The organism is Limimonas halophila (assembly GCF_900100655.1).
Lineage (GTDB): Bacteria > Pseudomonadota > Alphaproteobacteria > Kiloniellales > Rhodovibrionaceae > Limimonas > Limimonas halophila.
Genome location: NZ_FNCE01000003.1, coordinates 247,806 through 273,012, shown reverse-complemented (window position 1 = coordinate 273,012; position 25,207 = coordinate 247,806). Strand labels below are relative to the sequence as shown.

General features: G+C 67.3%; 26 protein-coding genes. 13 read left to right on the top strand and 13 right to left on the bottom strand.

The window, feature by feature from the left end; genetic code table 11:
* Positions 1–64: 64 nt before the first annotated feature.
* From BLQ43_RS06755 to BLQ43_RS06715, 9 genes are all read right to left on the bottom strand, one after another.
* Positions 65–3,316, bottom strand: a complete 3,252-nt coding sequence (locus BLQ43_RS06755) for a tetratricopeptide repeat protein (RefSeq protein WP_090019367.1) — start codon at positions 3,314–3,316, stop codon at positions 65–67.
* Positions 3,313–4,062 (bottom strand): OmpA/MotB family protein, encoded by a 750-nt coding sequence (locus tag BLQ43_RS06750; RefSeq protein ID WP_090019366.1) that lies wholly within the window; start codon positions 4,060–4,062, stop codon positions 3,313–3,315. Before BLQ43_RS06750 ends, BLQ43_RS06755 begins: the two co-directional genes overlap by 4 nt.
* Positions 4,059–4,754 carry a hypothetical protein gene (locus tag BLQ43_RS06745; protein WP_090019365.1) on the bottom strand — a complete coding sequence of 232 codons (696 nt, stop codon included), beginning with the start codon at positions 4,752–4,754 and terminating at the stop codon, positions 4,059–4,061. The genes BLQ43_RS06750 and BLQ43_RS06745 overlap by 4 nt, the downstream gene beginning before the upstream one ends.
* 6 nt (positions 4,755–4,760) lie before the next feature.
* On the bottom strand, positions 4,761–5,468 hold the full coding sequence (locus BLQ43_RS06740; RefSeq protein WP_090019364.1) for a protein phosphatase CheZ: 708 nt from the start codon (positions 5,466–5,468) through the stop codon (positions 4,761–4,763).
* Positions 5,469–5,512: 44 nt separating this feature from the next.
* Entirely contained in the window at positions 5,513–5,902 is a 390-nt protein-coding gene (locus tag BLQ43_RS06735; RefSeq protein WP_090019363.1) for a response regulator, read from the bottom strand.
* A 100-nt stretch (positions 5,903–6,002) separates the two neighbouring features.
* Entirely contained in the window at positions 6,003–6,722 is a 720-nt protein-coding gene (locus BLQ43_RS06730) for a MotE family protein (protein ID WP_090019362.1), read from the bottom strand.
* 14 nt (positions 6,723–6,736) lie between these two features.
* Positions 6,737–7,330 carry a DUF6468 domain-containing protein gene (locus tag BLQ43_RS06725; protein WP_090019361.1) on the bottom strand — a complete coding sequence of 198 codons (594 nt, stop codon included), beginning with the start codon at positions 7,328–7,330 and terminating at the stop codon, positions 6,737–6,739.
* Entirely contained in the window at positions 7,327–8,439 is a 1,113-nt protein-coding gene (gene fliM, locus BLQ43_RS06720; RefSeq protein WP_090019360.1) for a flagellar motor switch protein FliM, read from the bottom strand. Before fliM ends, BLQ43_RS06725 begins: the two co-directional genes overlap by 4 nt.
* 30 nt (positions 8,440–8,469) lie before the next feature.
* On the bottom strand, positions 8,470–8,997 hold the full coding sequence (locus BLQ43_RS06715; protein ID WP_090019359.1) for a flagellar basal body-associated FliL family protein: 528 nt from the start codon (positions 8,995–8,997) through the stop codon (positions 8,470–8,472).
* Positions 8,998–9,399: 402 nt separating this feature from the next.
* Here BLQ43_RS06715 and flgF point away from each other — a divergent pair, with 402 nt between their 5' ends.
* Genes flgF through flgH form a run of 4 tightly spaced genes read left to right on the top strand, consistent with a single transcriptional unit; the run spans position 9,400 to position 12,741 of the window.
* Entirely contained in the window at positions 9,400–10,137 is a 738-nt protein-coding gene (gene flgF, locus BLQ43_RS06710; protein WP_090019358.1) for a flagellar basal-body rod protein FlgF, read from the top strand.
* Between the two features lie 60 nt (positions 10,138–10,197).
* The gene (flgG, locus tag BLQ43_RS06705) at positions 10,198–10,983 is read left to right on the top strand and encodes a flagellar basal-body rod protein FlgG (RefSeq protein ID WP_090019357.1); all 786 of its coding nucleotides are present in this window, start codon (positions 10,198–10,200) and stop codon (positions 10,981–10,983) included.
* A gap of 25 nt (positions 10,984–11,008) precedes the next feature.
* Positions 11,009–11,941, top strand: coding sequence for a flagellar basal body P-ring formation chaperone FlgA (flgA, locus tag BLQ43_RS06700; protein ID WP_090019356.1), 933 nt, complete (start codon positions 11,009–11,011; stop codon positions 11,939–11,941).
* A 29-nt stretch (positions 11,942–11,970) separates the two neighbouring features.
* Complete coding sequence (gene flgH / locus BLQ43_RS06695) at positions 11,971–12,741, top strand: flagellar basal body L-ring protein FlgH (protein WP_090019355.1); 771 nt, start codon at positions 11,971–11,973, stop codon at positions 12,739–12,741.
* A gap of 84 nt (positions 12,742–12,825) precedes the next feature.
* Here flgH and dksA read toward each other — a convergent pair whose 3' ends face one another.
* Both dksA and BLQ43_RS06685 read right to left on the bottom strand, forming a co-directional pair.
* Positions 12,826–13,245, bottom strand: coding sequence for an RNA polymerase-binding protein DksA (dksA, locus tag BLQ43_RS06690; protein WP_090019354.1), 420 nt, complete (start codon positions 13,243–13,245; stop codon positions 12,826–12,828).
* A gap of 179 nt (positions 13,246–13,424) precedes the next feature.
* Complete coding sequence (locus BLQ43_RS06685) at positions 13,425–13,835, bottom strand: flagellar assembly protein FliX (protein ID WP_090019353.1); 411 nt, start codon at positions 13,833–13,835, stop codon at positions 13,425–13,427.
* Positions 13,836–14,148: 313 nt separating this feature from the next.
* On the opposite strand from BLQ43_RS06685, the gene BLQ43_RS06680 reads away from it, so the two are divergent.
* From BLQ43_RS06680 to BLQ43_RS06650, 7 genes are all read left to right on the top strand, one after another.
* Positions 14,149–15,285, top strand: coding sequence for a flagellar basal body P-ring protein FlgI (locus BLQ43_RS06680; protein WP_090019352.1), 1,137 nt, complete (start codon positions 14,149–14,151; stop codon positions 15,283–15,285).
* A gap of 5 nt (positions 15,286–15,290) precedes the next feature.
* The gene (locus BLQ43_RS06675; RefSeq protein WP_218119147.1) at positions 15,291–15,626 is read left to right on the top strand and encodes a rod-binding protein; all 336 of its coding nucleotides are present in this window, start codon (positions 15,291–15,293) and stop codon (positions 15,624–15,626) included.
* Positions 15,626–16,084 (top strand): hypothetical protein, encoded by a 459-nt coding sequence (locus tag BLQ43_RS06670; RefSeq protein WP_090019350.1) that lies wholly within the window; start codon positions 15,626–15,628, stop codon positions 16,082–16,084. Before BLQ43_RS06675 ends, BLQ43_RS06670 begins: the two co-directional genes overlap by 1 nt.
* A gap of 18 nt (positions 16,085–16,102) precedes the next feature.
* Positions 16,103–18,049, top strand: a complete 1,947-nt coding sequence (flgK, locus tag BLQ43_RS06665; protein WP_090019349.1) for a flagellar hook-associated protein FlgK — start codon at positions 16,103–16,105, stop codon at positions 18,047–18,049.
* A gap of 128 nt (positions 18,050–18,177) precedes the next feature.
* A complete protein-coding gene (locus BLQ43_RS06660; protein WP_090019348.1) occupies positions 18,178–19,437 on the top strand; it encodes a flagellin in 1,260 nt (419 codons plus the stop codon).
* 30 nt (positions 19,438–19,467) lie between these two features.
* A complete protein-coding gene (gene fliW, locus BLQ43_RS06655; RefSeq protein ID WP_090019347.1) occupies positions 19,468–19,962 on the top strand; it encodes a flagellar assembly protein FliW in 495 nt (164 codons plus the stop codon).
* Positions 19,963–20,045: 83 nt separating this feature from the next.
* Positions 20,046–20,942, top strand: coding sequence for a rhomboid family intramembrane serine protease (locus BLQ43_RS06650; protein WP_090019346.1), 897 nt, complete (start codon positions 20,046–20,048; stop codon positions 20,940–20,942).
* Between the two features lie 4 nt (positions 20,943–20,946).
* Here BLQ43_RS06650 and BLQ43_RS06645 read toward each other — a convergent pair whose 3' ends face one another.
* Positions 20,947–21,795, bottom strand: coding sequence for a metalloprotease (locus BLQ43_RS06645; protein ID WP_090019345.1), 849 nt, complete (start codon positions 21,793–21,795; stop codon positions 20,947–20,949).
* Between the two features lie 401 nt (positions 21,796–22,196).
* On the opposite strand from BLQ43_RS06645, the gene BLQ43_RS14575 reads away from it, so the two are divergent.
* Positions 22,197–22,334 carry a hypothetical protein gene (locus tag BLQ43_RS14575; RefSeq protein ID WP_176758560.1) on the top strand — a complete coding sequence of 46 codons (138 nt, stop codon included), beginning with the start codon at positions 22,197–22,199 and terminating at the stop codon, positions 22,332–22,334.
* A 117-nt stretch (positions 22,335–22,451) separates the two neighbouring features.
* Here the strand turns inward: BLQ43_RS14575 and BLQ43_RS06640 are convergent, their stop codons facing one another.
* Positions 22,452–23,648 carry an EAL domain-containing protein gene (locus BLQ43_RS06640; RefSeq protein WP_176758559.1) on the bottom strand — a complete coding sequence of 399 codons (1,197 nt, stop codon included), beginning with the start codon at positions 23,646–23,648 and terminating at the stop codon, positions 22,452–22,454.
* A gap of 257 nt (positions 23,649–23,905) precedes the next feature.
* Between BLQ43_RS06640 and BLQ43_RS06635 the strand changes: the two genes are divergently transcribed.
* Positions 23,906–24,745 carry a transglutaminase-like domain-containing protein gene (locus BLQ43_RS06635; protein ID WP_342670365.1) on the top strand — a complete coding sequence of 280 codons (840 nt, stop codon included), beginning with the start codon at positions 23,906–23,908 and terminating at the stop codon, positions 24,743–24,745.
* The last annotated feature ends 462 nt before the right edge of the window (positions 24,746–25,207 follow it).

Below are 25,207 nucleotides of genomic sequence, written 5' to 3'. Positions count from 1 at the left end.
AGTCTGGATGCCCGGCCAGCCACCGTGTTGAGGGATACGGCACGCTCACCGGCACGCCGCGCGGTCAGGCGCTGCCGCCGCCCTCTGCTTGCTCGCGGACCCGCTTGCGGTAGGCGTCGAGGAAGGTGACGGCGTTGTCCACGCCGTCGAGCTGTTCCGTGATGGCATCAAGGCCCGTGGCGTCGCTGTCCGTAAGCAGCTTGAAGGTTTCGGCCTGCTGGGTTCCAGTAATGGCCCGGCCATAGCGTCCGCGCAGCTGCTTCAAACCGGTCTGGTCGCCCGCCATCGTCAGCGCGACGGCGGCCCGCACGACCTTTTGCGCGCCGGCCGCGTCCAGGCTCTCCCCGGCCGCGGGCGGCTCGGGAACCAACCGGAGCAGCGCGGTGGCGGCCTTGCTCCATTCGCCGTTGTCCGACCAGATGTCCGCCTTCAGGCGCAGGCCGTCCGTGCTGTCGTCGCCGCTGAGCAGCGAGAGCGCGCGCTCGCGCTTGCCCTGTTGCGACAGCGCGCGCACGCGCAGGTGGCGCCGGCGGCGTTTCAGCTCGGGCGACAGCTCCGACACCGAGCTGCGTTCCAAGGCATCCAGGGCACGGCCGGGCTGCCGGTTCAGCAGCCGGACCGATGCCAACCGCGCGCCGGCCATGGCCTTGCGCGTGCCGGACAGGCGGTGGTCGACCTGACCGCCCAGGAGCTTCGCGGCGCTGTCCAGAAGGTCGACGTTCACCAGCCGGTCGACGAGGTCTGAGAGCATCCGGTTGCCGCGCTCGCCGGCCGGGGTCAGCTCGCGGAACTGCTCATAGATCGTCAACGCATCCAGGGGATTCAACTTGTCGGCTTCCCCGCCCAGGAAGAGCCGCTGAAAGATGTCGCGCATCCGCTTGGCGGCCAGCTCGGCCCGCTGCAGGCCGGAGAGGTGGTTCGCCACGTCCTGCAGGGAGCGCAGCGCGCGGGCGTACTGTTTGTTCTGCAGATACAGATCGGCCAGGCGGTGCAGCAGGATCGCCTCGAAGGTGTCGCCGCGCCACGCGAAGCGCAGCTTTTCCAGGCGGTCGATGGCTTCGGGCACGTCGATGCGGCCGGCGGCGAGATCGCGCTCCACCATGACGAAACGCGCGCGCCCGCGCGAACGTGCGTAGGGCCCCTCGGCAACGGACCGCCACGTCTTTTCCGCCTCGTTCACCTGCCCGTTCACGAGCTGTTTGCGGCCTTTCAGGTACTTTATCTCGGCCTTCTCGGCGGGTTTGGGATCAAGCGAACGGGCGGCATCCAGCTCCGCCGTGGCGGCTTCGGTCTGTCCCAGCGCCAGGCGCGATTCGGCGCTCCATAGGCGGAGTTGCAAGCGCACGTCCTTCGGGTATGCGTCGATCAGCGGATCGGCCATGTGGAAGGCCTCAGCGGCCATGCGATGCGCGCCCGTCGCGTTGGCGTAGGCCGCGCGCCATGGGAGCGCCTCCGCCGCCGAGTCCAGCGCGGGATGTGCCAGGGTGCGTCCCGCCTTGCGCCAGTTGTCCGCCAGGACGTGGGAACCGCCGCGCATCAGCCGGACTTGCGGATCGCGGCCGCGCTCCCCCGCATCCTCGGTGTAGATGTCGAGCGCGCCCAGGCTCTCCACGCCGAAGCCGTGCGCGAAATAGAAGCGCGCGAGATCGAGGCGGGCCAGGTGCTTCTCGGCGGGCGGCGCGCTGGCGAGTGCGGATTCCAGGTCCTGCTGGGCGTCCGGGTAGCTTCGCCCCGGACGGCGCCACTGGGCCAGCTGCAGCAGCTTTTCGCCGCCGGGCTCGGGCAGCGGCGAAGCGTTCGAGGCGTCGTGCGCCGTGTCGCTGAGATGAAGGTCGCCGCCCTCGCCGCCGGGCCCGATCAGCACCGCGCGCTTCGTCGTGGCCACCTCGATGCCGTCGGCCTTGGGCACGACCACGACGCCGAGCGCGGTGCGCAGGACCGTTACGGTGGGAAAGGCCTGCGTAACCGGGACACCCTGCCCCGGCCCGCGCGTGGGCACGACGTGGATGCGCCCACCCGCGCCCGGGTCGTCGAGCGTGACGACGTCGCCGGGGTTGCGGACCGGAATCTTGAGCTGGCCATCCGCGTGCTGGATGTCGAGCGGCTGGCTCGGGCCAACCGGCTCGGGCGCCAGCCGGATGCGCCAGGCCTCGTTGGGGCGCCGGGCCCGCGCCCGCACCTGCGGTTTCAGCCCCATGCGCAGCACCGCTACGCCGCCGTTGTTGCGGACCAGCTCGGCCTCGGTGACGGCCGTGGCGTCCCGGACCAGCCGTTGCGGAAAGGTCGGCGGCGCCCGTCCCGGAACGACGAACCACACCGACCCGTCGCGGCGATAGAGAGCGGCCGGTCCACGCGCCCAGTCCGCCCGCACGCGCGCGGCGCCGATGCGCGGCGGGATGTCGCCCGGCTGCGGGATGAGGCCGCGCGCGATCTGATTCGGTGAAAAGCGCTGGAACTGCTGCTGCTTTTCCTGGCCCTGATCCACGTCGCGATCGAACGACTCGGGCGTGTCCGGCTTGATGACCGGCCGCGGCGGCGCTGCGCTGGCGGTTTGGGTGGCCGTGTCGTCGCCTTCGTCCGTGTCGTCCGCGACCGCCTCCGGCGGCGGCGGATCTTCCTTCACGCCCGGCGCGAAGACGTCGACGACCACGTCGCTGGTTTCGGCGCGATGTTCCAGATGCACACCGGGTTTCGTGGTCAGCTTCACCACCGACCCGGTGCCGTTTTCCCCGACCTCGACGGCCTCGACGTAGCGCGGATCGGCCTTTTCGAAAGGGCCGGTGTCGATGGGCGCCTTGCGCGTGAACTGGATCGTTGCACGGCCCTGGTCCGGCTGGGCGCCCACAGCGTACGGGACGCGTTTGGGCCAGTCGAAGATCAGCCGGTCCGCGTTCTCGCGCCGGGCAAGGTCGAGCGTGACGGTATCCGATCCCGGCGGCGGCGCCCCCGGCTTGCGCAGCGTGATGATGACCTTCTTGCCGTCGCGGCGGCCTTCCATCGCGTAGTCGCCTTTGAGCGGGAAACTCACGCGATAGCCGTGCGGGCCGGGGGCGGCGGCGCCGATGTACGGCGTCAGCGCCGGATAGGCGTCATCCGTCTGGAAGGTGGCGCGCCGCCCGAATTCCATCTTGAGTTGGCGGTTCTGTGTGAAGGCGCGGAAGGAAACCGGCTCGCTCCACTCGAACACGAGCCGCCCGAAGGCGCCTTCGTCGGTGCCACTCACGTTCACGATCTCCGCCGCCCGCGCGCCGGAGGCCAAAAGCGCCAGCGCCGCGGCCAGGGGCGCGGCGATGCGGATCCAGCCCGCGCGGGTCATGCACCCTCCCGCGCGTTGCGCGAGACGATGACGTCCACGCGCCGGCCGAGTTCGCGCCGTCGCGCGTCCGGCAGATCCTCGGGCAGGCCGTCGTATTGGGCGTCGCCGTAGCCGTAGGTGACGACGCCGCCCGCATAGCCGGCGTTCTGGAGCGCCGTCGCCACGGTGCGCGCGCGCAGCACCGAAAGCTCCCAGTTGGAGGGATAACGCTGCGTCGGCTTCCTGGGATCGGCGTATCCGGCGACCTGCACCCGGTTGCTGATGTTGCGCAGGAACCCGCCGAGCGCGAACACCGCCTCCCGCGCCTTGTCGGTCAGCTGATACGACCCGCTCTCGAACAGCAGCCGCCCCGGCATGGAAATGAACAAGCGGTTGCCCTTCCGGCGCACCAGGCTCTGATCGAGCACGCTGTTCGCATCCAACTGCGTGCGCACCACCTCGCCGATGTAGTCGAGATCGGCCCCGGGCGGCGCGTCCTTGCCCGGCATGTCCAGTTGCAGCGTGGGCGACGCCTGCTTGTTGTTCATCACGGAGGACAGACGTTCCTGCAAGCTGTCCGTCAGGTTCTGCCACTTGGCGTTGTCCACGGACTGCATGGCGAAGAGCATCACGAAAAAGGTCAGCATCAACGCGACCAGATCCGTGAAGGTTACCAGCCACGAATCGCCGGCGCCGTCATTCTTGCTGTCGCGCGCGGAGACGCCCGGCCCCTGGTCGTTCGTATCCTCCGCCGAGATCCGCGTCACGACGCCCCCGCCCCAACGTCAAGCTCGCCCGGGGACACGGCCTTGCGATGCATGTGGACCTCGAAGGCGAGACGGCCGCGCTTCGCCTGTCCCGGCATCAGGCCGGTGCCGATCGTGTCCGACCCCAAGCCCAGCGATTCGAGCCGGCGCGCCACCAGCCCGCTGCGCAGCACTTGCAGGTTTCTGGGGCCCGCGCCCTGGCCGCGCTCGACGCTGTGCAGAAACCGCAATTCGTAAAAGCGGTCGACGCCCTTTTTGCTGGTGAGCACGTCCACCAGCCGGTTGAGCAGCCGCCCCCGCCCGGGCGCAAACGCTGCCCGGCCCTGGACGAACAGCGCGTTGGCCGGGGCTTCCAGGCGCAACACGGTTCCGCGGGCCGACTGTTCCACCTTCACCGCCGGCAGGGATTGCTTGAAAAGGCTTTCGATCTGGTCCGACAGCGAGGCCCCGCCGTCCTGCATGCCCGAACCGGATTGCGGCCGCTTCAGGCTCTTCAGCGCGGCCACCTCACCGCGGAAGGTCGTGACGACGCTCTTCACGACCGCCTCGCGGCGGCCGTCTGCGTAGTTGGCCATCGTCGTCATCATGATGAAGAAGGCCAACAGCAGGAGGTACAAGCTCAGCATCAGGATCATGCTCCCGCCGGAGCTGGACCCCGATCGCTGACGCTGAAGCTCGCCGTCGATCTGCATGCCGGGTCAGTCGAATCCCGCGAGCAGCCGATCGATATCTTCCTGGCTGACCGAATCCTGGTCGTCCGACGGGCCGTTGAGCAGATCCGCCTCGCTGGTCGCCCCGGCCTCCGCCGGCTTGTCGGACGTGCTCTCTTCCTTGCGCTCGCGGCGCTGGCGCGCGGCTTCCTCGCCGAAAGCCTCCAGCATCTGATCGACCTTGTTCTCGATCTCCTGGAGTGCCTTGACGACCTTGGTGATGCGCTGGCCGGTGATGTCCTGGAAATTACAGGCCTCGTAGACCTGGGTGACCGCGCCGGTGATCTTGTCGCCCGTGGCCTCGTCCAGGTTCTCGGCCACTTCCTCGAGCGTCTCCATGGACTCGAGGATGGTGTTGGTCGCCTGCTCTGTGGCCCCGACGATGGCCTCCAGCTCGTCGGTCGCCTTTGGGAGATGCTCGTCGCGGATCTCGTCGGGACGCAGCTCGGTCAGTTCCTGCTTGGCCTCGTCGATGTAGCGCGACAGCGCCTCGACCTCGGCGTACAGCTTGAGGTTCACCGCCGAGAGATCGCCCTCGACGGTGGACATCACGCTTTCCACCGTCGCCGAGATTTCCTTCGGATCGACGCCGCCGTCGTCCCGCGCGAGCGCCTTCAGCCGCGTTTCCAGTTCGTTGCGAACAGCCTCGTTCGAATCTTGCTCGCGGTCCGAGCCCGAGTCCCGCCGCTCACGCATCGCACCTCTCCCATCACTCAGCGTCCGAACCCCGCCCGGAGTTGTCAGAACTCGCCGATGACCGTGGTGAGCTTGTTCTTCAATGTCTGTGCGTTGAAGGGCTTGGTGATGTAGTTGGTCACGCCGGCTTCCTTCGCCGCGAGCACGTTCTCGCTCTTGCTTTCGGCCGTAACCATGATGAACGGAATGTCGCTCAGCTTGCTGTCGGCGCGGACTTCCTTGAGAAGCTGCAGCCCGCTCATGGGCTCCATGTTCCAGTCGGAAATCACCAACCCGTACTTCTTGTCGCGCAGCTTTTGCAGTGCGACACTGCCGTCGGACGCCTCATCAATGTTGTTGAAGCCGAGCTGCTTCAACAGATTGCGGATGATCCGCAGCATTGTTTTGTAGTCGTCCACCACCAGGATCGACATATTGAAATCGACTTGGGACATCTCGCCTGAACCCCCTTTGGCACGCCCCAGCGTTTTTCGCGCAATCCGAACTGGACCTTACCCCGTTGGCCTTAAGACCCCGTAAACATCCCGCACACGGTTACTCTTGCTGCGGGTTCGGCAGGTCGCGGCGGTCGGCCAGCTTGCGCGTCAACGCCTGGGCCTTCTTGGGCGCCATCTCCGCCAGGATGGGCGCGGTGTTGCGTTCGCTCATGCGGTCCACGACTTTCAGGAGCACGTCCATGCCCAGGTTCTCGAAAATGCGCGCTGCATCCTCGGGATCCATGGACTCGTAGATCCTGACCAGCCGCTTCACCTGTTTGCTCTGCTGCTTGTCGTATTCGACGAGCAGTCCGTTGATTTCCTTCTTCAGCGACTTGAGCTCCTGGACCTTCTTTTCCAGGCGCTTCTCGACGGCCTTCAGCTCGGCCTCGCGCTGCTTTACCTCGGCTTCGCGCTTGTCCAACTCTTTCCGTCGCTTCGACAGGCGCTGCAGAAGCTCGATGCGCTCGTCGCTCATGGACAGCGGGTTGGCGGGCAGCTCGGCCGTCTGCGCGCCGCCCTGTCCGGTCCCCGCGCCGCCATTGCCGGTATCCGCTTGCGCCAGCTGCACGCCGTCGTCGGGCCGCGGCGGCGCGACGTCCCTGGCCGAGGCGAGCTGCACGTCAGCGAAGGGATCGCGCGGCGCGACCTGCACACTGTCCGCCGGCGTGTCCTCGGCCTCGGCGATCGCGGCGGCGCCGCTCCAGATTTCGCCGACCCGCAGGCCCAGCGTCAGCGCGGCCACCCCGATCATCACGGGCAGAATGCGAAAGCGCATGGCCCGATCTCCTCTTACCGCACGCCCTTGAGGGCGCGGAGCAACTTGGCGTTCGTCGGCGTGTCTTCCTCACTCGAGCCCGACCCACTGGCGGCGCCGCTGCCCTCGCCCGATGCCTGCGCCTCGCCGGCGGCCTGCTCGCCCGCGGCCTTTCCCCGCGCCTCGCCGCTGCCGGCGCGCCCACCGCCGTTGCCGGCGCCAGCGGTTTCCTTGGCGCTCGCCGTTCCCGCAGCGCTGCGGCGCGGCCGGCGCGGGGCCGCCGCACCCGCCGGCGAGGTCATCTCGCGCCCGGCGCTGATCTGCTGTTCCAGCCGCTCAGCCAGGCTGCCGCCACGGTCGACCAAGAAACCCAGGTCGTCGGAGAGCTTGCGCGCCTGCTCGACCCGCTTTTCCAGGTCCTGGCCGCTTTCGCTCGCCGCGGCCTTGAGGTCGGCGAGCCCTTTCTCCGCGTGTTCCGTGCTCTCCACGAGGCGGGTGACGAGGTTTTCCATCTCGCCCTTGGTTTCGCGCAGCGTCGCCAGCTTCTTGTTGAGCACCGACGCGTACGCGATCACCGCGAACAACAGCACGGCCAGCACGATGTCCAGCGCCAGCGAGAGTTCGCTCACGTTACATCTCCCTCCCGGGCCGCCTTGTTCTGCACCTGGACCGCGATGTGGCCGTTCTTGCGGCCCATCGGCCCGGCGAACATCTTCACGTCGCCGCAGCGCAGGCTGACCTTGGACTCCGGGGTGACATTAAGGGGCAGGAAGGTGCCCTCTTCCCAGTTCAGCACGTCGCCCAGGGTGCTCCAGCTTTCGTCCAGAACCGCCTGCAGGCTGATCTCCGTTTGCCACAGCTCGGCCGTAAGGTGGCTCTCCCAGATGGAGTCCCGGCCGAACTTCTCGCCCATGAACATCTGGAGCAGCATCTCGCGGATGGGCTCCAGCGTGGCATAGGGGAACAGCACCTCCATGCGCCCACCGCGGTCTTCCATATCCACGCGCAGGCGCGCCACGACCGAAGCATTGGCGTGCCGCGCGATCGTGGCGAAGCGCGGGTTGGTTTCCAGGCGGTCGAAGCTGAAGGTGACGGGCGAGAGCGGATCGAAGGCGGCCGAGAGGTCGCCCAGGACCACGTGCACCATGCGCGAGATCAACGTGCGCTCGATCGTCGTGTAGGGACGCCCCTCGATGCGCATGGCGGCGGTGCCGCGGCGCCCACCCAGCAGCACGTCCACGATCGAATAGATCAGCGTGGAGTCGATCGTGATCAGGCCGTAGTTGTCCCATTCCTCCGCCTTGAAGACCGTCAGCATGGCCGGCAGCGGAATGGAGTTCAGGTAATCGCCGAAGCGCGTCGAGGTGATGCTGTCGAGGCTGACCTCAACGTTGTCGGAGGTGAAGTTGCGCAGCGAGGTCGACATCATGCGCACAAGGCGGTCGAAGACCACCTCGAGCATGGGCAGGCGCTCGTACGACACCAGCGCCGAGTTGATGACGGCCTGGATGCCCGACTGTTCGCTGCCGTCGTCGTCGCCGCTGTCCAGCCCCAGCAGGCTGTCGATCTCGTCCTGGTCCAGAACGCGGGTCGACCCGCCGGCTTCCTCGCCGTCGCCGGCCTCTTCGCCGTCCTCATCGTCCTCCTGGAGCATCTGCTCCCACTCGGCCATGAGGGCGTCCTGGTCGACCTCCTCCTGCTCGTCCTGCTGGGGATCCTCTTCGTTTTCCTGCGACATCGCGCCGCTCCGCTGCGATCGCCCGGCCGGTTACTGAACCAGCATCTGCTTGAAAAGCACGTTGCGCACCTCGGCGCCGTCGGCCGCCGCGCGCACGCGGCGAAGCAGTTCTTCGCGCAGGCGCTGCATGCCGGCCGATCCCTGTAGATCCTCCATGCGCAACTGGCGCAGGTAAACCTGGATGTTGTCCACCACGCGCGGCGTTACCTTCTTGACTCGGCTTTTGCCCTTCTCGCTGGCCAGCTCCAGCGTGACCTTGAGCTTGAGAAAGCTCTGCTGCTGTCCGTCGGAGTTCAGATTCACCAGCATCGTGGGCATGTTGTAGAACACGCTCTGGCTGCTGGAACTCGCCTGCTTCTCGGCCGACTGACTTTCCGAGCCGCCGCCCATCAGCGCGCTCGGCAGCCCCGTCAGGAAGATGCCGGCGATTAGCCCCAGCACCAGCAGCAGCGGCACCACGAAGAAGAGCACGATCTTCTTGCCCGACATGCCGCTTTGCCGCGGCGTCGCCTCAAGCTCGACATCCTCGCCGGTGTCGTCGAGCGGCTCGTCGCTCATCCGGCAACTCCCTCTTGCCCGGTGGGGCAACCCGTGGCGCGGAGCCGCGCGCAACCGCCATGTTGCGCCGCCTGGCCCGGCACACGCCGCCATCGATATCGCTTACGCTTTGGCGGGAGCCTAGGGCGGTGCAGTTAACAGGCCGTTGAGGCGGCAGCGCCTCGAACGTTCGCCCGGCAAGGGTTTCCCACGCGCCTGCCGGGCAGCGGCGCTCCGCCGCGTCGCCGCACGCCCGCCCCGCGCCCACGCGCGCGTCTTCATCCGAACGCACGCCCCGATCACCGCCGCGCCGCGCGCCGGTCGATTTGGCACGCGTCCTGCATAACCCAGTGACCGGAACACGCGCTGCCGCCCGGCCTCGGGTCGGAGAAGGCGCCGGAACCACGCTAAGGGAGCGCCACGATGGAAACCGCATCCTTCATCGCCGTTTCGCATCGATCCGCGCTCAATCGGCAGATGAACGTGGTTTCGAACAACCTCGCCAACATGAACACGACCGCCTATCGCGGCGAGCGCACGATCTTTCAGGAGTACCTGCAGGAGACCCAGGACGGCCAGGGGGGCCACCTGAGCTTCGTGCAGGACACCACGACCTTCCGCCGCGACCAGCAGGGCGAGATGCAGCACACCGGCAACCCGCTGGATGTGGCCCTCAACGGCGAAGGCTTCTTCACCGTCCAGACCGAGGAGGGGCCGCGCTACACGCGCGCCGGGGACTTCCACCTGAACCCGGACGGCGAGATCGTCACCAACAACGCCCAGCCGGTGCTGGACACGAACGGCAACCCCATCGCGATTCCCGAAGACGCGGAATCCATCGACATCACGGCCGAAGGCAGCGTTCGCGCGGACGGCGAGGAACTCGCCCAGCTCGACGTCGTCAGCTTCGAAGAGCCCGAGGCGCTGACGCGCCACGCCGCCGGGCTGTACGAGGCCGGCGAGGAACAACAGCCGCAGCCGATCGACGAGAACACGACCGTGGAACAGGGCGTGCTGGAGGGCTCCAACGTGAAGGGCATCAAGGAGATGACCCACATGATGGACATTATGAAATCGCAGCAGAACGCCGCCCAGCTCGCCCAGCAGGATCACGAAATGGCGCTCCGGGCCATTCGCACGCTCGTGCAGGGCCAGGGCTAACGGGGCCAAGGCCGGCCCGACGGACACAACGTCCCGTCCAGGACGAGAAAGGACAGCACCATGCGTTCGCTCAACATCGCCGCCACGGGAATGCTGGCGCAGCAACGCAACATCGAGGTCATCTCGAACAACATCTCGAACTCGAACACGACCGGCTTCAAGCGCCAGCGCGCCGAGTTCGAGAGCCTGCTCTACCAGGACATCCGGCGTCCCGGCGCGGAGTCCTCGGTTAACGGCGACGTGGTGCCGTCCGGGGTGCAGCTCGGCGCCGGCGTGCGCACCGCCGGCGTTTCGCGCATTCTGGAACAGGGCAGCGTGGAGGTGACCAACGCGCCCTTCGATCTCGCCATCAACGGCGACGGCTTTTTCCAGGTGGAGATGCCCAACGGCGAAACCGCCTACACCCGCGCCGGCTCCTTCCAGCTGAGCCAGGACGGCGAGATCGTCACCACCGACGGCTTCACCATCCAGCCCGGCATCGTCATCCCGGAGAACGCGACCGACGTCACGATCAACCAGGACGGCCAGGTGTTCGTGAAGCTCGACGGCCAGGTGGCGCCCCAGGAAGTCGGCCAGCTGGAGCTGGCGCGCTTCCAGAACCCGAACGGGCTGGAAGCGGTCGGCGACAACCTCTTCCTGGAGACTCAGGCGTCCGGCGCGCCGAACGTCGCGGCCCCGAACACCGAGGGCTTCGGCGCCATCCGCCAGGGCGCGCTGGAGAATTCCAACGTCGAGGTGGTCAACGAGATCACCAACATGATCGAGGCGCAGCGCGCCTACGAGATGAACAGCCGCGTCATCCAGACGTCCGACCGCATGATGCAGACGCTCAACCAGATGCGCTGACGGCCCGCGCAACCGGGAGGCAGCCATGCGCGCACGCACCCTTATTCTCGCCGCCGTCACCGGCGGACTTGTCGCCGCCTCGGCCACGGCCGACGAGCGCGTCATGGTCAACCGCGACGTCACCGTCGAGGGCGAAACGGTCCGCCTCGGGGACATTTTTGCCGGGGTGGGCAACAAGGCAAGCGCCCCGGTGACCCAGGCGCCTGAGCCGGGCCAGCGGGTCCGCCTGGACACGGACTGGCTGAAGAAGGTGGCGCGCAGCTACGGCCTCGACTGGAGCCCCACCTCCCCCAACCTGGATGTCGAGGTGACGCGGGCGACACAGACGCTGGGTGCGGACGTGATCCGCAACGCCATTGCCGACGCGCTGGACCGCCAGGGCGTTCGCGGCACCTACGATCTGGACCTCAACAACGACCGGATCGGGCTGGAGCTTGCGGCAAGCAGCCCGGCGACCGTGACCGTGACAAAACTTTCCTACCGCCGCGAGCGTGGCCGCTTCACCGCCAGCGTGCAGGCCCCCGCCAGCGGCGAGCCCGAGGCCAGCGCGACCGTCAGCGGCAGCGTCGTGCGCCAACGCACCGTTCCCGTGCCGACGCAGCGGATCTCGCGCGGCGACCGCATTCGCGCGCGCGACCTGCGCATGGTGCAGCGGCGGCAAGACCGGCTGCCGCGTGGCGCGGTCGTCTCCAAGGACAACCTCGTCGGTCTGGAGGCCTCCCGTAGCTTGGCGCAGGACCGCGTGGTGCGCCGCAACGACGTTCAGAAGCCCGTGCTGGTCACCAGGAACAGCGCGGTCACCATCGAGTTGAAGACCGACAGCATGCGGCTGACCGCCACCGGCCGCGCGCTGGAGGACGGCGCACGGGGCGAGATGGTGCGCGTGGTCAACACGATGTCCAAGAAAACGGTGTCCGGGCAGGTCGTCGGCGCCGAAACCGTCGCCGTCCGCCCATGATCTCGGCAAAGCCTTCCGGGAGCAGCGCGATGAACCGCAGCATCCTCCGATCCCTCAGCACCAAGGCCGTCCTGCTGGCGCTCGTCGGCGGCGTCGCCGCGGGCTGCGGTGTGGACGACAAGCTCAAGCGGGTGGGCAAGAAGCCCGAACAGACTCCGGTCGACAACCCCGCCAAGCTGCACGGCAGCATCACGCCGGAGATGCCGCAGCCCACACCGCGCCAGCGCAAGGAAGAGCGCAACGTGAACTCGTTGTGGACGCCCGGCTCGCGTGCCTTCTTCAAGGATCAGCGCGCCAGCGACGTGGGCGACATCCTGACGGTCACCGTGAACATTCAGGATGAAGCCGAGATGGAGAACGAGACCACGCGCGAGCGCGAGAACTCGGAATCCTTCGGGCTGGCCAGCTTCTTCGGCCTGGAGACCGAGTTGGTGGACTTCCTGCCGGGCGCGCCCGACCCCGGCAGCCTTGTCGACGCCACGAGCACAACGAACCACGAGGGTGAAGGCGAGATCGAGCGCGAGGAAGAGATCACGATGAACGTGGCCGCCACGGTCACCGACGTCATGCCCAACGGCAACATGGTGATCGCCGGCCGCCAGGAGGTGCGGGTGAATGCGGAGAACCGCATCCTGCAGGTCCGCGGCGTCGTGCGGCCGGAGGACATTTCCTCCACAAACGAGATCGCCCACGAAGAGATCGCCGAGGCGCGCATTATCTACGGCGGCGAAGGCCAGATCAGCTCCGTGCAGGAGCGGCGCTACGGCCAGCAGTTCTACGACGCCATCGCGCCGTTCTGACGCGCGGCCACAAGGCCGCATACACGAAGGGCCGGACGCCGCGTGGCGCCCGGCCCTTTCCCGTGTCGGTCCCGGAAAACCGGATCAGTCGTCGTCGCGCTGCGTGCGCTCCAGGCGTTCGTGGCGCTCCTGCGCTTCCAGCGACAGCGTCGCGATGGGCCGCGCTTCCAGACGGCGGACGCTGATGGGCTCGCCGGTATCCTCGCAGTAACCGTAGGAGCCGTCCTCGATGCGCTGGAGCGCCTCGTCGATCTTGGAGATCAGCTTGCGCTCGCGGTCGCGCGTGCGCAGCTCCAGCGCGCGGTCGGTTTCCAGGGTCGCCCGGTCGGCGATGTCGGGCTCGGCGAGCCCCCCGTCCTGAAGATTTTCCAGGGTTTCCTCGGACTCCCGCAGGAGTTCCTCTTTCCACGCCAGGAGTTTCTGGCGGAAATACTCCTGCATGGTTTCGTTCATGAAGGGCTCGTCGTCGGAAGGCCGGTAATCCGGCGGAAGTGTCACAGCCATCGGCGGGCCTCACCTCACCCACGTTCCGGTTCAGCGCCCGCCGGAGTATATGAACTCGCAGCCAGACCACAAGCCCGCAGTTGCGATCGAGAAGTGTTAACCGTCGTCCAGGCTGTATGGATCACCCAAGCCGCTGCAAATCCGGGCAATCCGAGCGGCCGACGGTGCCAGCGGCCGACTCAGAGCCGACCCAGCTTGGCCAGCTCGACGCTGGCGCGCAGTTCGATCTCGTCGAGAATCGCATTCAGGCGCGGGTCGTCCGTCTCGGCGCGCGCCCGATCGACCTCGCCCGCCAGCTGCTCGACCGTATCCGCCGACATGCGGCCGTCGAGCAGATCCATCTTCAGCTCCTCCAGGCGCTGTAACAGGCGCTCGCCGTGCTGCTTGGCCTGTTCGTGTTCGTCCTCTTCGCCGACGTCCTGAAGCGCCAACAGCGCATCCATCCCGGCGACCGGGGCACCGCCGTTGACCTCGCCGCCCTCGGACGCACCGCCGCTGTCGAGCGCCTTGGCGAAGTTGCCGCCCGACGACTTCTGGCCGCCGCGCGGCGCCGTCGGCTGAGTGTGCGGCTGGTTTCGGTCGATCCGCATAAGATCACTCCCGTCCCGCGGGCTCGCGGAGCCTCGGGGGCGCTGTGTGTCACGCCAAGATGGAGGTTGTGCCACGGGAGTTTAAGGGGGCGTAAACCGGCCGGGGCCGATCCTTAACCCTGTTCGGCCGGACACGGCACGCGCCGGGCGGCGGTCAGCAGGTCTTGCCGTCACGCCGCAACGGGTGCTTCCGCCGTCGTCCAGGGAGCGCCGGATTCCGGCGCCATCTGCGGCACGCAACACCTGGCACAGTTTTCGCATGGAGATTGCCCGGACGACGCGCGCAGCCGGAACGGAGCGAGGATCGACCACCATGAGGCTCCGCCTGCCATCCGCCATCCTCGGGGCGCTGACCGCCGCGGCGACGGTTGCCGCAACGGCGTTCGCGCCGGCCCCGGCGGCGGCGCAGTCGCGCATCAAGGACATTGTGGACGTCGAGGGCGTTCGCGAGAACATGCTCGTCGGCTACGGTCTCGTCACGGGGCTGAACGGTTCGGGCGACGACCTGGGCGACAGCAAGTTCACGCGCGAGAGCCTGATCGGCATGCTGCAGCGCCTGGGCGTGAACGCGCGCGGCGAGGATCTGGACACGGACAACGTCGCCGCCGTGATGGTCACGGCCGACTTGCCACCCTTCGCGAACCAGGGCGCGCGCATCGACGTCACGGTGTCGGCGCTGGGCAACGCGGAAAGTCTGTTGGGCGGCCAACTGCTGGTCACGCCGCTGATGGGCGCCGACGGGGAAGTTTATGCCGTCGCCCAAGGACCGCTCACGGTCTCCGGCTTTTCCGCCGGCGGCGCGGCCGAGGAAGTCACCAAGGGCGTGCCCACCGTGGGCCGCATGCCGAACGGTGCCGTGGTGGAACGCGAGATCGACTTCCAGTTCAACCAGATGGACTCGGTGAAGCTCTCCCTGCGCAACCCGGACTTCACCACCGCCAGCCGGATCGCCGACGCCATCAACAAGTTTATCGGCAAGCCCGTGGCCGATCAGCTCGACCCCGGCACGGTGGACGTCGACGTGCCCGAGCGCTTCGACGGCAAGACGGCCCAGCTCATCACCAAGATCGAGCAGCTGCCCGTCGACCCGGACAATCAGGCCAAGGTCGTCATCGACGAGAAGTCCGGCACGATCGTCATGGGCGAGGACGTGCGGATCGACACCGTGGCGATCGCGCAGGGCAACCTGACCATCCGCGTCACGGAAACGCCGCAGGTCAGCCAGCCGGCGCCCTTCGCCCAGGCCGGCCAGACCGAGGTGGTGGATCGCACCGAGGTCGATGTGGATGAGGATGAGAACCGCAAGATGGCCGTGATGCCGCGCGGCGTCAGCCTGCAGGACCTCGTCGACGGGCTGAACGCCCTGGGCGTGGGCCCGCGCGACCTCATTCCGATCCTGAACGCGATCAAGGCTTCCGGGGCCCTCCACGCCAAGATCGAGGTGCTGTAATGTCCATGATCGGCTCCGCCCCCGGCTTGCAAGCGCAGCTGGCGCAACAGCGCGCCGCGCAGAACCGGACCGACGACATCGCCCAGCAGGCCAGCGGCCCGAACCAGGAGCAGGTCATCGCCGAGAAGGCGGAAGAATTCGAGGCCGTGTTCCTGGGCAAGATGCTCAAGCCGATGTTCGAGGATCTCAACACCGACGGCATGTTCGGCGGCGGCCACGGCGAAAAGATGTTCCGCGGCATGCTCGTCGAGGAATACGCGCAGGAAATGGCCGAGAAGACGGACTTCGGCCTGACCAGCGAGATCAAAAACGAACTCATGAAAGCGCAGGAGGTCGGGTGATGACCGAGGCAGTCGAGGCCGGCACCCAGGACGGAACCGTGGCCGATCTCCTGGCGACCACGGAGCGGCTGACCGAGCTGCTGAACGAGGAAAGCGACCGTGCTCGTTCGGGCGACCGGCACGGCGTCGAGGCGCTCAGCACGGAGAAAGCGCGCCTGACCGACAAGCACCAGGAACTCGTCGAGGCGCTCAGCGCGCGGCCGGAGCTGCTCGACGAGCTGGACAACGAAACCCACCAGGCGCTCAGCGACGGCGCCCAGCGGTTCCAGGAAGCCCTTTCCGCCAACCAGCGCGCCCTGCGCGCGGGCATGGCGGTGGCCGACACCATCCTCCAGGCCGGCGTGAAGGCCGTGAAGGAAGCCGAACGCAGCCAGGCCGGCTACTCGGCTCTCGGCACCACGCGCCGCCCGCCGCGGGCCGGCGCGTCCACCTCGCTGGCCCTGAACCAGCGCCTCTAACGCGCGGGAGATTGAGCCATGTCCCTGTCCGGAGCGCTCGGCAACGCCGTTTCCGGCATGCTGGCCAGCCAGCGCCAGGTCGAAGTCATCTCGGGCAACGTTTCCAACGCCCAGACCGAAGGCTTCACGGAAAAGAACGCCGCGGCCAGCGCGCGCGTGCTCGGCGGACGCGCCTCCGGCGTGCAGATCAGCCAGATCACGCGCGACGCCAATCCCTTCCTGGAGGCGGAGCTGCGCGGCGAGCAGTCGGGGCTGCGCAACACCGAGACGAAGTCGGAATTTTCCCAGCGCATCCAGGATCTCTTCGGCACGCTGGACAGCGACAGCGCCCTGCCCAATCAGATCGCCGACCTAAAGTCGAAGCTGGAGCAGCTCGGCGTCGAGCCCGGCAACACGGCCGCGCGGACCGAGGTGGTGCGCCAAGCGGAAACCGTCGCCAACCAGTTCAACGACCTGACGGACGGCATTCAGGAGCTGCGCCGGCAGGCCGACACACAAATCGATCAGGCCGTGCAGTCGATCAATGACAACCTGCAGCAGCTTCAGCAGCTCAACCAGGACATCGCGGAAGCCTCCGGCACCGGCGATCCGACCGCGAACCTGGAGGATCAGCGCGACCAGGCGCTGCAGGAGATCTCGGGCCTGATCGACATCCAGACCTTCACGCGCGACAACGGCGCGGTCAGCGTCTTCACCAACGAAGGCAGCCCGCTGCTGAACGCTGAGCAGGGGCGGGTCGAATTCAATGCATCAGGCAGCTTCCAGCCCGGCCAGGGCGGCAATTCGGTGACCAGCACGACTGGTAGCACCCTCGGGCCGGATGCGGGCGGCCGCCTGGGTGCGTTGCTGGAGGTGCGCGACCAAACCCTGCCCGACCTTCAGGGCGATATTGACCGCCTCGCCGCCCAGGTGCGCGAGGAGGTGAACGCCGTGCACAATCAGGGAACCCCCGGCAACCGGCCGCAAAGCCGGATCGAGGGCAGCGTGCGCCTGGCGGACTCCAGCGGCACGCTGTTCAATATCGAAGCCGGTGGCGCGAGCAACGGTACAGGCGGAACCCTCGAAGTTGCGCAGGTGGATAGCAACGGCAACGTCGACAATCGTGCCACGGTCAACCTCAACAGCTTCGGGGGTGGCGACGCCCAGGACCTGGCGAATTTCATCAACAGTGAGGTCAGCGCAGACATTACGCTGACGGGCGGAACGCGCTTCGCCGACCTTAATGGACAAGACCAGCTCGTCCTGAACGGCGATGCCTTTGACACCGGCTCATCGAACTTCGTGATCGACAGCTCGAATGCCAACATCGAGTCGGCTTCGATCGCCGACACGGCGCAGACAGACACTGACGGCGACGGCACGCGCGAGCGGTCGTTGTCCCATTTCGCCGGCCTGAACAACTTCTTCGAGACGCCGAACACCGCGCTGACCAATCCGCCGCCCGGGCAGACAGGTCACGACCCCAACCTGATCTCGGCCAACGGCACGAGCGCCGCGAACAGCATCCAGGTGCGCGAGGACATCTCGGAGAACCCGGATCTGATCTCGCGCGGTGTCGCGAACACGACCGAGGACCAGCAAGCTATCGCCGAGGGGGATGGCACGGTTGCGAAGGATCTGGCCGAAGCCTTCGAAACCGACGTCGACTTCCCGGCGCCGAACAGCAATGCACTGCCGGGCGGGGATCAGCGCGGCAACCTCAGCTCGCGCACCACCACCCTCGGCGGCTTCGCCGCGGATGTCATCCAGTTCCAGTCCAGCGAGGCCTCGCGCCTCAAGGAAGATGCCGAGTTCCAATCGGAAACGGTGTCGAACCTGGAGTTCCGCGCCGAATCGCAAGCCGGCGTGAACGTCGACGAGGAGCTGGCCCAGCTTCAGCAGTTCCAGCAGGCCTTCAACGCGAACGCGCGGCTGGTTTCCACCGCTCAGCAGATGTTCCAGTCGCTCAGCCGCGCGGTGGCCTAGGGCATGATGAGGTCGGATCGCAACGGTGCGCGCGCTAAATCATGCCCGTGGAAGGGAGAAATAGAGTTCGATAAGGTTCGCACGGCGATTGTGCGTCGTCTTATCGCGCTCTGAGGAGGAAAGACGCCATGGTCTCGGCCATCGGAACGTTCGCCGCCCAGCGCCTTCAGCTTCAAAACACGCTGGACGTGCAGTCGCGCATGGAGCAGGCGCAGATCCAGCTTTCCAGCGGCAAGGTGTCGCAGAGCTTCGACGGGGTCTCGCAGGACGCCCGGCGCCTCCTCGACCTGGAGCGGTCGCAGGTCGCCAACAACGCCTTCCAGCAGAACGTGAAACAGGCGGACCTGCGCATGGAGGAGACGGCCAACGTCGTCGACGACCTGGAGGACATCGCCTCCCGCTTCCAGCAGCAGTTGGTCGCCGCCAACACGGACACGAACGTGGAAAACCTGTCCATCCAGAGCACCGCGCAGAATTTCCGCGAGGAGATCGAAGGGCTGCTCAACACGGACGTAGCCGGCCGTCACCTCTTCAGCGGCACAGCCGTCGACCAGCAGGCGGTAAGCCTGAGCAACGCGAGCCTCGCCGAGGTTGCCAGCGGCGAGCACTTCAACGGCAACGGCGAGAGCATCGAGACGCGCGCGACCGAGAACCTGAACGTCGAAAGCAACGTCACCGCCGACCCGTTGCAGCGGACGGGCATCCAGGAACTGGTCACGGCCGCCACGCGCGTGGCGCAGGCCGATCAAAACAACCTGGACGGCGCCATCGAAGCCGCGCTGGATGACCTGAACGGCGGCCAGGCTGAAGTTTCCACAAATCAAATATCCCTTGGGACGAATGTAGGAAGCACAACGCCAGCAATCACAAATATTAACTTTGACATAACCGACAACGAAACAAATCAAACAAATACTGTAACAACTACAATAAATTCAGCGCAAGACACAATTCAAGATGTTGTCCAAAAACTCAATAACGATTCTGATTTTAGCCAGATTGCGACTGCAAAAATTGAGCAGAACTCAGGAGAATCACAAGTCGTTGTTCAGTCGAATGCGAGCAATGACATCTCCATATCGAGCAACGGTGGCGGCAACGAGTTTGCGGCACAACTGAACTTCGCTGAGGATGAACAGAGGCCAGGCGCCATTGAGCGCCTCGCCGAAACCAGCGCCGACATCGGCAGCCGGCGGCAGACCCTGACGGAAACCCTCAACCGTTTGGAAAGCGACAACAGCCAGAATGAGCAGGCGATCGGCGACATCGAGAACGTCGATGTCACCGAAGCCGCGACGGAGATGAGCGCCCTGCAGAACACGCTTCAGGCCTCGTTCGCCTCCACCGCGCGCCTGCAGAACCTCTCCATCCTGAACTTCCTGCGCTAACGCGGGGCCACAGCAGACGGGAGACACGTCATGTCGCCCACGGACGCCATCATCGCCGAACGGCCCGAAGCCGAGCAGCCGGCCCCGACGGACCGGCCCGTCGTCAACACCCGCTTCGGCGACTTCACCTACGATCCCGCGCGCATCATCGCCATGCCCCAGGGCCCCATCGGCTACGCGGACCGGCACAGCTTCGTCTTCCTCAACGTGCCGGGCGCCGAGGACGGGCCGTACAAGATCTTTCAATCCATCGACGACCCCAGCCTTGGCTTCATTGTCATCCCGGCGGCGACCGTCGATGCGCCCATCGAGCACGCCGACAAGCTGGCCGCCTGCAATTATTACCACGTCGCCTGGGAATCCGCGGCCTTCATTCTGATCGCCGTCATGCGCCGCGACGAAAACGGACAGGCGCGAACCACGGTGAACCTGAAGGCCCCCTTGCTGGTGGACGTGGACAACCTCTGGGCCAATCAGGTCGTCTTCACCAACAACGCCTACAGCGTTACCGCCGAGATTCAGTAAGGCAAACCCCTCGCCCGTGTCGGCCGGCCGTGCCATGCTCGCGGCACGCCGTGCGCTGACGCGGGACGAGGGAGCCGCCGGCCGTGGACGACCGCGACACGCCCATCTTCGTGGAGGTCGCCCACCTGCCGGCGCGTGATCCGGCTTCCGAGCGGTCGCTCGTTCTGGCGGCCGCCGGTATCCGCTGCTATCTGGCGCCGCGCGCGGACGGCGTGGCCGTCATGGTGCCGCTGGCCGACGCCGAGCGCGCCCGGGCGGAGCTCGATGCCTACGCCCGAGAAAACGCGCCGACCCGCAAGACGCTGACCCCGCAGGGGCCCGGCCGCTACGGGGTGGAAGCGGCGCTCGGCGTGGGCGCCCTGCTCGCCTTTCTCTTCGCCGCCGACCATCAATTCGCGTTCGCGGTTCCCTGGTTCGAGGCGGGTGCCGCCGACGCCGCCAAGATCCGGGATGGCGAGGTCTGGCGCCTCGTGACAGCGCTCGGCTTGCATGCGGACGCGGGCCATCTGCTGAGCAATCTGGCCTTCGGGACAGTGGCCTGGACCCTGTCGGGCGGCGCGCTCGGGACCGGCGTTGCCTGGCTCGCAACCATCCTGGCCGGATTCCTGGGCAACGGTGTCAGCGCGCTCGTGCACGGCGTGCCGCACACCGCGGTGGGCGCATCCACGGCCGTGTTCGGCGCATTGGGACTCCTGGCCGCCGTGGCGGGCAAACGCCGGATGGCCGCCGCCGAACCGCTACGCGTGCGCCGCTGGGCGCCGTTGGCCGCGGGCGTGATGCTCATGGCGCTGCTGGGCGTCACCGGCGAGCGCACGGACATCGTGGCTCACATTGCGGGCTTTGCGGTCGGCAGCGGTCTGGGAATGGCCGCGGGCCGGCTTCCCCTCGCCCGGTTGGCACGCGTGCCGGTCCAACTCGCCGCCGGAAGCACGGCGGCTGCGATCTTCGCGGGCAGCTGGGCGCTGGCCATCTGGGCCTGAGGGCTCAGTCCTTCAGCAGCTCCAACGCCAGGCCGGCGGACGGACTGTCCTGCACGGCGAACATCACCGTCATCAGGGCGGCGGCCAGCATCACGTACAGCCCGAGCGCCGCGAGCACCGCGCTACCCGGCATGGGCGTCGCCGCCGAGCCCCGCTTGACCTCGACGTAGAACTCGATCGCACCGACGACGAGGATGAACGCCAGCAGCGGAATCCGGAGCTGCCACAACAGGGCCGCGCCCAGCCCGAGCGACAGCACCATCCCGACCCGCGTCGCCCGCGCCCCCGCCGAGGCGAACAACGCCCGCAGCATGCGGCCGCCATCCAAAGGATAGATGGGCAGCAGATTGAAGAGGTTTACGAGCGCGATCCAGCTCGCGGCCGCGGCGGCGAATGCGTACCCCGTCACGTCGAACACCACCAAGGGCACGGCCGCCGTTACGAACCCGATCGCCGGCCCCATGATGGCGATCACGAACTGCTGCCATTCGCTCAGGCGCACGCGCCCCGGATCGCCCACGGCCACGCCGCCCACGAAGGGGATGAGGTAGATCCCCTTCACCGGCACGCCGTACCAGCGCATCGCCAGCACGTGCCCAAGCTCGTGGAAGAGGATGGCGCCGCAGATCACCAGCGCGAACTCCCAGGTGAAGAGCAGCGAATAGGCTCCCACCGAGCCGCCCAGCAGCGCGAGCTTGCCCAGCTTGCCGATCTTCAGCGCTTTCGGGGCCAGCTTGAACAGGCCCGCGATCGCGGCGCCCCAATTGACGCCACGACCCGCGCGGACGCCGCCGGCCTTCGCCCCCGTGGCGCGGGCCGTGCGGCTGCCCGCCTCACCGTCGCCGTCCGTCATCCGCAGCTCCTCTTTGCCCGCTCCAATGACGGCCCCAACATCTCGTATGGGTCAAGCAGCGCACCGAGCCGGCGAGACGCACCTGTGTACACGTACACACGGTTATCCGGCGCCGGGCGAACAGGGCGATGTACGTCTGCCAAAACATACGGCTGCATGTCGGGACAGGGTCGCGTGAACGCCCGAGATGATCGCCTTTGATCAAAACGTTATATACCACGCCCGGACGCGAACGGCCCTCCCGTCTCGGCGCCCGTACGCGCCGTACGCCTTGAGCAAACCGTGTGCCACAGCGGTATGATTCACGCGCATTTCGGAATCGCAAAACCGGAAGGCGTCGGCGCGGACGTACGCCCCCATATTGGGGGTTGAACGCAGGTCGTCATTGAGGAGGGATCGCCATGAAGACCATCGCCGACAAGCTCGCCGGTTTCGCCAACAGCGTGTTCAAGGCCGCCAAGGGCGAGAGCAGCGCCCACCCGGCCAAGCCGATTTTCGACCTCGGCCCCGGTTCGATGCCCGGTCACTTCTGGGCGTAAGCATGGCCTCACGAACCGAGATCGCGCCTGATCGAGCCTCCCCCTGAGCCCGACGGCCGCGCGCCGCCGGGCTCCTTTTTTGCCGGCGCCAGCCGAGCCGTCCGAGTGCCTGCCACGTCAGTCGCGATGGAACCAGACCTGCTGGACCATGGCCCCGACCTCGTGGGCGAGCCCACCCTTGGCAAAGAGGAACCCCTGCGCGGAATTGCAGCCAAGCCGGCGCAGCGCATCCAGTTGTTCGCTGGTTTCGACCCCTTCGGCCGTCGTCCGGATGCCGAGGCTGCGCGCGAGCCCGAGCACGGCGTCCACGATCGCGGTGGCCGTAGCATCCGCGCCGTACGACCAGACGAAGGTCTTATCCACCTTCAGCTTCGACACCGGCAGGGCCGCCAGCGCGGACAGCGAGGCGTAGCCGGTGCCGAAATCGTCGATCGTCACGGCCACGCCCATGTCGCGAAACCGCTCCAGGTACTCGCGCGCCGCCTCGAAATCGGAAGCCAGCGCGCTCTCCGTGACCTCCAGTTCCAGGCGCGTGGGCGAGAGCCCGCTGCGCCGCAGCGCCCCGGCCACGTCCTCCAGCAGGCTTTCCCCCTCCAGATCGCGCTGGGAGATGTTCACGGCGACAAACGGGCCGCCCTCGCCCCAGGCCGCGGCGTCGTGGCAGGCTTGGTCCAGCATCTGCCGGGCGAAAGCCCCCGTCGCTCCGACCTCCTCGGCGAGCGCAATGTAGTCCATGGGCGGATGCAGCGCGCCGTCCGCGCCGCGCACGCGTAGCAGCGCCTCGAACCCGGCCGTGCGGCCCGAGGTCAAGTCCACCACCGGCTGGTAGACGGGGACCACACGACCCTCTTCCAGGACCGCGTCCAGCTCCCGGACCCATGCCAACCGCTGCTCGGCGGCCGCGCGGCCGTCGTCGTCGCTGTGCGCGTCCGGGCGCGGCGGCGCCGGAAGTTCGGCGCTGCTGCTGGCAGCCCGAACGCGGCGCGCCAGTGTGGACATCATGTACGGCAGGACCGGATCGGCCCGGCGCAGCACGTCGTCCAGGTAATCGCGGGCGATCGAGAGCAGCGCGCTGTCCTCCTCGCACACCGCCGTCGCCGAGCGCGGCTTGGTGTCGAGCAACGCCATCTCGCCGAAGACCTCACCGGGCCCGACCCGGGCCAGCACGTTTCCGTGAGCCTCGTCGCCGTGGAGCAGCCGGACCCGGCCGGCCTCGACGAAATACGCACGGGCGTGGGCAGCCGAGTCGCCTTCGCGAAAGACCACCGTGCCGGCGGACACTTGCTCCCGCCGGACCGGCGAGCCGTTGGGCATGTCGCGCTCCCCCTGGTCGGGCCATCGTCCCCGTGCCGCCCCGGTATTCGGCTGTTCTGCCTGCCCGGCCGGATTGGGCGGCGCGGTCAGCAATCCGCGGTTCGGGTACCACATTGGCGCGGACAACCCAATGTGTCCTCGCGGGGCCGTGATCCAACGGTGCCGGTGCCGCGCCGCTTGCCGCGGCCGGGCGACGCGGGATATCCATCGCCGATACGCCGCGTATCGCCTTCACCCATGGCCACGGACGGTGACGTTTGGAATTCCACGCCCAATGCACGCTGCGCTATCAGGTCCGCGAGCGATCTACGTTCATCATGAACGTGGCCGCCGCCAACGCGGCGAACCAGCGCGTGATCGACGACAGCTTCACCGTAGAGCCGGCGGTGCCGGTCGACGAGCACGTCACGCCCGAGCTGGGTAACCACTACCACCGCTTCGTGGCACCGCCCGGAGCGCTGACGGTGCGCTACGAGGCGCGCGCGGCCGTGTCCTACACGCTCGCCGACCCGGCGACGATCGGCGGCACGCCGCCGGACCGGCTGCCGCTGGGGAGCGTGCCCTACATCGTCCCCAGCCGGTACTGCCAGTCCGACCAGTTGATGCGCCTGGCGTTCCGCGAGTTCGGGCGCGTGCCGCAGGGGCACCGCCAGGTCCAGGCGATCTGCGACTGGATCCACGCCAACGTAGACTACATCGCGGGCACCACCGGCACGCTGACCACGGCGCTGGACACCGCCACGCAGCGCGCCGGTGTGTGCCGGGATTTCGCCCACCTGGGCGTGGCCTTCTGCCGCGCGCTCAACGTTCCGGCCCGCTTCGTCAGCGGCTACTCCCACGACCTGGACCCACCGGATTTTCATGCGCTTTTCGAGGCGTGGCTGAACGGGGCGTGGCACCTCTTCGACCCTAGCAAGCGCATCTCCCGGCCGGGCTTCGTGCGCATCGGCACGGGGCGCGACGCCGCAGACGTGCCGTTCGCGCTCATCATCGGCGCCGCATCCATGCGGGACATGACGGTGCGCTGCACCTTCACCGGCGCAGGGGCCGACGGCCAGGAACCGGGGCCGACGGACCAAGCTGTCACGATTGCGTGAACGTCAATCAAAAAGCGCCGCGGCTCACAGGCACGCGAGGCATTTGATTCGACGGCCGGGCTTTTGAAGACGAATTCACAACGCCGCCGACCCGCGACACCGTGTCACAGCCCACAAGCGGCCGATCCGGGCGCAGGCATCGCCGCCGGGATCCATGGTTGGGCGGAAGACATTGCATGGTGCGAACCCGGCGGCGGCGACCACATCGCGTGTTGTCACCGCTTACCCATACCGTGCATCGGGTTGATCGTTATCTGCCGACGCTCAAATTGGTGCAAAAATAAATCCAGCTGACCGCTGGCGTCGGGGCTATGTTCTACACGGGACGGGGGATTGAAAAAAGCCGCCATGGTCTTGATTGCTGGGCGCGAAGCTATATTTTGATAGCCACAGGGTGACGGTACCGACGTATCCACCAGCCGCGAGCGTGTGTTTCCGAGTGTCGCCGGCAGCGGTCGCGGC

Bases quoted from the DNA above. Each gene is read 5' to 3' on its own strand.
- BLQ43_RS06755 (WP_090019367.1), bottom strand. From the start codon at position 3,316: ATGACCCGCGCGGGCTGGATCCGCATCGCCGCGCCCCTGGCCGCGGCG.
- BLQ43_RS06745 (WP_090019365.1), bottom strand. From the start codon at position 4,754: ATGCAGATCGACGGCGAGCTTCAGCGTCAGCGATCGGGGTCCAGCTCC.
- BLQ43_RS06740 (WP_090019364.1), bottom strand. From the start codon at position 5,468: ATGCGTGAGCGGCGGGACTCGGGCTCGGACCGCGAGCAAGATTCGAAC.
- BLQ43_RS06735 (WP_090019363.1), bottom strand. From the start codon at position 5,902: ATGTCCCAAGTCGATTTCAATATGTCGATCCTGGTGGTGGACGACTAC.
- BLQ43_RS06730 (WP_090019362.1), bottom strand. From the start codon at position 6,722: ATGCGCTTTCGCATTCTGCCCGTGATGATCGGGGTGGCCGCGCTGACG.
- fliM (WP_090019360.1), bottom strand. From the start codon at position 8,439: ATGTCGCAGGAAAACGAAGAGGATCCCCAGCAGGACGAGCAGGAGGAG.
- BLQ43_RS06715 (WP_090019359.1), bottom strand. From the start codon at position 8,997: ATGAGCGACGAGCCGCTCGACGACACCGGCGAGGATGTCGAGCTTGAG.
- flgF (WP_090019358.1), top strand. From the start codon at position 9,400: ATGGAAACCGCATCCTTCATCGCCGTTTCGCATCGATCCGCGCTCAAT.
- flgG (WP_090019357.1), top strand. From the start codon at position 10,198: ATGCGTTCGCTCAACATCGCCGCCACGGGAATGCTGGCGCAGCAACGC.
- flgA (WP_090019356.1), top strand. From the start codon at position 11,009: ATGCGCGCACGCACCCTTATTCTCGCCGCCGTCACCGGCGGACTTGTC.
- flgH (WP_090019355.1), top strand. From the start codon at position 11,971: ATGAACCGCAGCATCCTCCGATCCCTCAGCACCAAGGCCGTCCTGCTG.
- dksA (WP_090019354.1), bottom strand. From the start codon at position 13,245: ATGGCTGTGACACTTCCGCCGGATTACCGGCCTTCCGACGACGAGCCC.
- BLQ43_RS06685 (WP_090019353.1), bottom strand. From the start codon at position 13,835: ATGCGGATCGACCGAAACCAGCCGCACACTCAGCCGACGGCGCCGCGC.
- BLQ43_RS06680 (WP_090019352.1), top strand. From the start codon at position 14,149: ATGAGGCTCCGCCTGCCATCCGCCATCCTCGGGGCGCTGACCGCCGCG.
- BLQ43_RS06675 (WP_218119147.1), top strand. From the start codon at position 15,291: ATGATCGGCTCCGCCCCCGGCTTGCAAGCGCAGCTGGCGCAACAGCGC.
- BLQ43_RS06670 (WP_090019350.1), top strand. From the start codon at position 15,626: ATGACCGAGGCAGTCGAGGCCGGCACCCAGGACGGAACCGTGGCCGAT.
- flgK (WP_090019349.1), top strand. From the start codon at position 16,103: ATGTCCCTGTCCGGAGCGCTCGGCAACGCCGTTTCCGGCATGCTGGCC.
- BLQ43_RS06660 (WP_090019348.1), top strand. From the start codon at position 18,178: ATGGTCTCGGCCATCGGAACGTTCGCCGCCCAGCGCCTTCAGCTTCAA.
- fliW (WP_090019347.1), top strand. From the start codon at position 19,468: ATGTCGCCCACGGACGCCATCATCGCCGAACGGCCCGAAGCCGAGCAG.
- BLQ43_RS06645 (WP_090019345.1), bottom strand. From the start codon at position 21,795: ATGACGGACGGCGACGGTGAGGCGGGCAGCCGCACGGCCCGCGCCACG.
- BLQ43_RS14575 (WP_176758560.1), top strand. From the start codon at position 22,197: ATGAAGACCATCGCCGACAAGCTCGCCGGTTTCGCCAACAGCGTGTTC.
- BLQ43_RS06640 (WP_176758559.1), bottom strand. From the start codon at position 23,648: ATGCCCAACGGCTCGCCGGTCCGGCGGGAGCAAGTGTCCGCCGGCACG.